The organism is Halorubrum sp. C191, from assembly GCF_002727095.1.
In the GTDB taxonomy this organism is placed as follows: domain Archaea; phylum Halobacteriota; class Halobacteria; order Halobacteriales; family Haloferacaceae; genus Halorubrum; species Halorubrum ezzemoulense.
The window spans coordinates 1-5247 of record NZ_NHNZ01000036.1 but is presented as its reverse complement, the minus strand read 5'-3'; the positions used below and the strand labels follow the sequence as shown (position 1 = coordinate 5247).

At 54.5% G+C, this 5247-nt stretch carries 5 protein-coding genes and 1 pseudogene; 3 read left to right on the top strand and 3 right to left on the bottom strand.

Annotated elements, in window-relative coordinates:
- Positions 1–54: 54 nt before the first annotated feature.
- Positions 55–876: a CBS domain-containing protein gene (locus tag Z052_RS02765; protein ID WP_176450721.1), complete on the bottom strand. Its 822-nt coding sequence runs from the start codon at positions 874–876 to the stop codon at positions 55–57.
- 114 nt (positions 877–990) lie between these two features.
- Here Z052_RS02765 and Z052_RS02760 point away from each other — a divergent pair, with 114 nt between their 5' ends.
- Both Z052_RS02760 and Z052_RS02755 read left to right on the top strand, forming a co-directional pair.
- The gene (locus Z052_RS02760) at positions 991–1347 is read left to right on the top strand and encodes a hypothetical protein (protein ID WP_094580477.1); all 357 of its coding nucleotides are present in this window, start codon (positions 991–993) and stop codon (positions 1345–1347) included.
- Between the two features lie 29 nt (positions 1348–1376).
- A complete protein-coding gene (locus Z052_RS02755; RefSeq protein WP_094580478.1) occupies positions 1377–1646 on the top strand; it encodes a hypothetical protein in 270 nt (89 codons plus the stop codon).
- A gap of 1607 nt (positions 1647–3253) precedes the next feature.
- On the opposite strand, the pseudogene Z052_RS20830 reads toward Z052_RS02755, so the two are convergent.
- A pseudogene (locus Z052_RS20830) lies at positions 3254–3442 on the bottom strand (EamA/RhaT family transporter); the annotation flags it as partial.
- 173 nt (positions 3443–3615) lie between these two features.
- Positions 3616–4251 carry an SDR family oxidoreductase gene (locus Z052_RS02745; protein ID WP_094580479.1) on the bottom strand — a complete coding sequence of 212 codons (636 nt, stop codon included), beginning with the start codon at positions 4249–4251 and terminating at the stop codon, positions 3616–3618.
- A 172-nt stretch (positions 4252–4423) separates the two neighbouring features.
- On the opposite strand from Z052_RS02745, the gene Z052_RS02740 reads away from it, so the two are divergent.
- Positions 4424–5185 (top strand): alpha/beta fold hydrolase, encoded by a 762-nt coding sequence (locus tag Z052_RS02740; protein WP_099288772.1) that lies wholly within the window; start codon positions 4424–4426, stop codon positions 5183–5185.
- Positions 5186–5247: the final 62 nt, after the last annotated feature.

The window sequence follows — 5247 nt, the reverse complement described above, 5'->3', positions numbered from 1 at the left end:
GTTTCTACATAAGAGCGAATATATTTCAACAGAGCCATGTGGCTGATTCAAGCACTACTCAGCGGCGGTCGGCGGAGCGTACCCACCGTCCTGTAGGCTGGTCAGAATCTGCTTGATGTCCGCAAGGAGCGTATACAAGTTCTCAGTCGTGCGGCCACTACTCAGAAACTCATCACTATCCGTGTTCTCAACGAGGAGATTAGCGTGGGCGACATCGTTCCGGAGTTCCGTAATATCGTGAAGCCGCGACTGCGCCTCACCTGTCGTTGAAAACCCGCACTCTTGCCAACAGGCGTCGACGCTGGACACGATTGTACTGAGTGTCGAAAATTGGGCGTAGTGGATCTCTGATAATTCCACGTTGGCCGCTTTGGCATCTGTATACCGGGCTTCGATACCATCGATTTCGTCGGTACTCACAGGAGTCTGCTTCCAATCGGAAACCTCCGCCGAGATGATCTCTCGCAGATGTTCTTCCAAGTACGTGATCCGATCGAAGAGATACATCCGTGCGGGTGGAGTATTCAGATCCGCACGGGTGAGGATACCGGTGATCCGGTTGTGGCCCCCAAGGAAATAGACCGGCTCCTCGATTAGCGCTGCGAGACTCTCCGCGAACGACGTGTCACCGCTAATCATGTAGTCAATGGTGAGCGGTGTGAGCGCCGCCTCAAGCGTGTCACCAGTATCGTCGGTGTCGACGTCATCTTCGTGGATGAATCCAACTGGGTCGCCGTCCCGGTCAACTGGCGCCGCATCGTAGCCGTTCGTCACGAGCCACTCAGCAGCAGCACCCGGTGCGGTATCGTACGAAACGTGTTCAACAGAGCCAGTTGCGAGTTCTGCCGCGGTGCTCTCGTATAGATTTCGGGCCACACACGGCGGTGAACCGGGCTGGGTATTCAACTTATGGGCCGCACGAATCGCGTGGCGCGGTAATGCTTGGCGCCGTAATATTAATGTCTTTAGAGCATATAGTTAGACTCAATTATGTCCAAAGGGTATTTTTATTCGGCGGGGGCAAGTGTTCAGTACGGGACAGCGGCCTGTCTCTTCCCTGTCGATGAACTGGATGCGACCGTCCTCCAACATCGGGATGCCCAACTCGCCCTCGACGCTGTCGATGGTGATGCGGTAATCGTCGTCTCTCCCACGAGTCTCGCAACCGGCTACAAGCTTGGAGGTCACCCGGTGACGGCGATCCGTGTCGACAGTCTCCCTGCCGACATTACTGCCACACTTGACGCCGCTGTTGAAGACGACATCGAGACCTTCGATCTTATTCAGATCGGAAAGTGGAACCACAGCAGTTCCAACCACTCGCTTGCTGAGTTCACCGACGCGTAGGCCCGCTACCCTTCCCACTACAGTCTACAATGCCCGATACCCTCGCCGACGAGTACCCGGAAGCAGCCCCATTCATTGCCGAAGCTGTCGAAGATCACGGTGAGGAATGGGTCCTAGAAAACTACTACTCTGAGCTCTATCCGCTCAGCCAAGTGATGGCGATGCCGGAGAAAGACGAACTTCCGTTCTTCGACCCGGACACCGATGAGACAATGTCGAAAAACGAGCAGATCGAAATGTACGAGGCGTGGGCTGAGTACCGCGAGAATCTGCGAACCGGGACGAAGCCGGACAAGTGACCAGAAGGCGGACAGTACGGCGCTTCACCAATATTATTCAGCATCAGGGTGACTTCGCCCAGTCAGTCTCGGCCCTACAGAACCAATACTCACTCTCGCAGCGTGTACTGACAGATTCGGATACCCTGAATGAGCTCCTTCTTTAATAGAGGACTTAGCCGTCTACCAACTAGCTGTTTTCTGATTTTTCTGGGCTGTCATCCTCCGATTCATTGCCGTACTCTTCGGGAATTGCCATCAACAGAACCCCAAGCACCAATCCAAAGAAGACACCAAGCAGAGGTTGTTCGCTTAGATTTTCGCGAGCGATTGAGAGCCGGTACTCCCATTCAGGGGTAGTCTTTTGTTGGATTGATGAAGTTCCGAAAGCCTGGCTGCTATCTACAGTACTGTTTGCCCATGTCGCTGTGTCTGTATTGGAAACAGTTGCGACAATATCGAATACCGCACGTTCAGACGGAAGGAACTGGCTCCCCTGTTTAGCGTTCGCGACAGCGACGACATCTTCGAGCGTACTCTCGCCGTCTGTAGCGTTTCGGATACGGTGGTCTAAATGGGCATTAAATAACGTTCCCCGCTGGTATGGGGCACGATGATCGGTCCACGTTGACCGGTTCGATAGGACAGCATGGCCCCCTGCGGTGTTCTCCAATCGGGTTGTTGTATTCTCGTGGCGAAAGTGTCCCGGCGCCCAGCATTAGTCGTAGGGACATATACTCCGTTGTCCCCTCATTGAACCAACTCATCTCGCCCAGTGAAGCATCACCAAAAGAATGTCTCGTATGTAAGTACTCGTGGAGTACGATATGGGTGGTATTCAATGGCCCATGTCGACTGGACGCCCACGCGTCCGCTTTGTGTGCTTCACCACTGGAAGTGGGATCGACTTTTCCCGGTGTTACGAATACTGTTGTCTTGCTGTAACGGTGTCCAACATCGTACTCAGTCATCGCGTATCGGAGCTGCCGCTCGATTTGCTCACTGTCAACCGCCGACCGGCTCTCGTCAGCGATGATGCCCGTGACTTCGTGGCATCCATCTTGAAGCGTTACAGCTGAATAATTTCCAAGATACGCGAATTGCGTACCAACGTAGCCGCCTTCGGGAGTGGTGTGGTGGACGCGGGTCTGAATGTACGAAGGGAGCGGTGTATGAAGCCACGATTCCCCGCTCGCATAAGATTCATTGGTGGATAATCCAGTTTGCACGCGATACGTGAGGGTCGGTGTTGCCTGCCGTCCACCAAAGGTGTAGGTCCCATCCGCAGTCTTCGAGAACCCAGTCGTGTTGACAACAGTAGCCGCAGCCGGTGGGTCAACCTCGAATGGGGTCAATTCACCGTGGCCATCGTATGTAATTTGGACTGTGTCATCCTCAGCGAGTCGTATCTCTCCCGTAAGCTGAGCCGATTCCCACTGTTGGGCTGTAAAAACATCTATACAACTTTCGGGGGCTCTGTCTTGGACTTGTTGACCCGTTGTAGCCGTAGTGCCAGCGGCCACGACTACAATGATAAGTAGCAGAATGATACCGTATCGTCGCATACTGCCACACCGTTAAAGACAGACAAAAGAGTTCGTCAAGGAGGGTGAAACTGAAACCAGAAGAGTCCGAGGGTGGACACCCGCACCAGAGACGAGAACGGAGGCGAACAGCAGCGCGGCAGCGACATCAAAGCGCACGGCTACGAACGGTACCACGGGGAAGTCTGCGAGGCCGACGTCCGTCGCCTTGAACGCCGTCCCCCAGACCGTACACAGCAACAAGAAGCGGCCGGCCGTCCGGTAGCGACTCATTCACGAGGAGGTCGCCGCCAACGGCGAAATATGCGTCGAACCACCCCAACTATCCGAGCATCCGGATGCGCTGGGCGACGGCATCGACAGCGCGGTGTGGTACAGCCAAAGGACTTCAACACCCGTACGGACACCATCAAAAAGGATAGCCGTCCACGAATCCGGTCGTCAGATTACGTCTGGAGTGGCGTCTCTAACGCCTCACCGACCGACACCTCACCGGCCGCAAGTTCGAACGTTTCATCATACGTACTCTCAGCCCCGAGCGTCGCAATCAGTGTCCGGGCGACATCTTCTCGCGGGATCTCAATCGCGTCTCTGTCGAGATCAGTACCTGTTTTGATTCGTTCGGTACCACCTTCGTTTGTCAGCGGTCCAGGCCGAACGATAGTGTACGTCAGGTTGCTCTGTTGGAGATACTCGTCGGCCTCACCCTTTGCGCGGAGATACTCTCGCAACGCCTCGGGGCTATTCTCAGGCTGATCGGCATTAATCGAACTAAGCATCACAAACCGTTCTACCCCCGCAGATACCGCCTCGTCAATGAGGTTAATCGCACCGTCGCGGTCAACACCCCACACGTCTTCACCACCCGATCCCGCAGCGAAAATGATCGCGTCAACCTCTTCAACGGCATGTGAGACATCACCGGTGAGATCCGCTACAACCGGCTCAGCACCCAAATCCCTGATATCTGGTGCTTGCGATTCCACACGCACCATCCCCTGAACACTGTGATCGCTCTCAGCGAGCAACCGGGTCACGTGTTGGCCAACTTGTCCATGCGAACCAGCGACGAGAACGTTCATACAATCGATGTTCGGTCAATATCGTCAAGAAGGTGGCGTCAACGGAAGCGACTGAGGAGAGTCAGTAAAGTATAGCGTATTCTGAGGCATAATGTGCTATACTGGAGCGGGACAACTGGATATCAGCAGCATTCGGCACAACAACTAACAGCGATCATACATATCTGCCAATATGCCAACGGAATCGGTCAACGGGGCGAAGTTGTACTACGAATCAGATGGCGACGGAGTACCAGTTGTCTTCCTCCACGGCGTGTTAATGAGTAGCCGATTCTTCAGCGAACAGCAGTCGCTCAGCGATGACCATCAGCTGATCACGCTCGATTTTCGAGGCCACGGTCGCTCGGAAAAGACCGAAACGGGCCATACACTCCCACAGTATGCCCGTGACCTGGAAGCGTTCCTTGACGCACAGGATCTTTCTGACGTTGTCCTTGTCGGGTGGTCGATGGGATCGCTTGTGGCGTGGGAGTACGTCCGCCAGTTTGGGACAGACCGGTTCCGGGGCTTCGTGAGTGTCGAACAACAGCCACTCGATCTTGAACAAGAGGATTACGAGCACGGTGTATTCGGCTTTGATGAACTTCGCGGACTCATGGAGCTCGCACAAACCAACCCACACGAGCTGGCGTGGTCCCTCATTGACGAGATGCTCGTGGATGAACCAGATGCTGTCGAACAGATGCTCTTCGATGAGATCACACGAGTCCCGCCACCGATCACGAGCGCGATTCTCTTCGACCAATCAGTACGCGACTACCGGGAAGTGGTTCCCGACGTAGATGTTCCTACCCTCGTGTGTCTTGGTGAAGATGAAACGATGCTAGAGAATGGTGGTGTCGAATACGTTGCCGACAAGACACCTGACGCTCAGCTTGAACGCTTCTCCAATAGTGGTCACTGTCCGTTCCTTGAAGAGCCTGTACGTGTTTAGCCCGAACTGATTTCGCTGCTATCTCATAGAAGGCGCACAACGTAGCCTGTATGAACTGGCAG